The 736-nt window shown below is 48.0% G+C and carries 2 protein-coding genes; both read left to right on the top strand.

What is annotated here, in order from left to right; genetic code table 11:
- On the top strand, positions 1-441 hold a 441-nt coding region (locus tag Q2M23_RS43720; RefSeq protein ID WP_316399543.1), incomplete at its 5' end, for an integrase zinc binding domain-containing protein.
- A partial coding sequence (locus Q2M23_RS44435; RefSeq protein WP_410469856.1) for a DDE-type integrase/transposase/recombinase occupies positions 398-736 on the top strand: 339 nt, incomplete at its 3' end. The genes Q2M23_RS43720 and Q2M23_RS44435, both read left to right, overlap by 44 nt.

Below are 736 nucleotides of genomic sequence, written 5' to 3'. Positions count from 1 at the left end.
CACTTTCAGTTTGAAGTTGTGCACAGACCAAGCATACATTTAACCGATGCCGATGCACCTTCGCGACTGCTTAATATGTATTCGCCGGAGGCTGTTCGGTCCAACTACCTTGAGCTATGGGAAGGCACAGAGGATCTCCAACAAGTTGGGGAGAAGTTCTTTATTCCTGAGACCCTAGTACCGAAAATACTGCACCTCTACCACGACAGCGCAGGATCTGGAGGTCACGATGGATTCTGGAGGACGTATCACAAAATACGGCAGCGTTTTTCTTGGAGCCACATGAAGAATGGCATAAGAGAGTACGTCAGCTCCTGCCCTAAATGCCAGGTCAACAAAGCGAAATATAGGCCCCCTACTGATCGTATGACGATGACAAAACATTTCGCCATCTCCTTTGAAACTTCATTTAGACTTCCCGGAGCTCAAAAAGAAGTCTGAGGGGACAGGGAGGACTCAATCATTCCTCGTTGCCATTGACGAGTGCACTAGGATGGTTGCAGCGAAACCAGGAAAGGAAGGCATAAATAACGTAGTGGCCCTACTTGAACGAGAAATGTTTCGTAACACAAAGTGTGTGGTGTCAGATAACGGAGCAGCATTTACAAGTAAGCGTTTCCGATCATGGGCTGAGCAGAAGGGGATCACCTTGAAGACTTCGTCACCATATCATCCGTCTGGCAACGGGCTCGCAGAGAGGGTGATCCGAGATCTCAAGCAGTATATGTCAATGTAT

Origin of the sequence: Bradyrhizobium sp. 33ap4, assembly GCF_032654765.1 — a bacterium.
In the GTDB taxonomy this organism is placed as follows: Bacteria; Pseudomonadota; Alphaproteobacteria; order Rhizobiales; family Xanthobacteraceae; genus Bradyrhizobium; species Bradyrhizobium australafricanum.
This window is presented reverse-complemented; position numbering and strand designations above follow the sequence as displayed.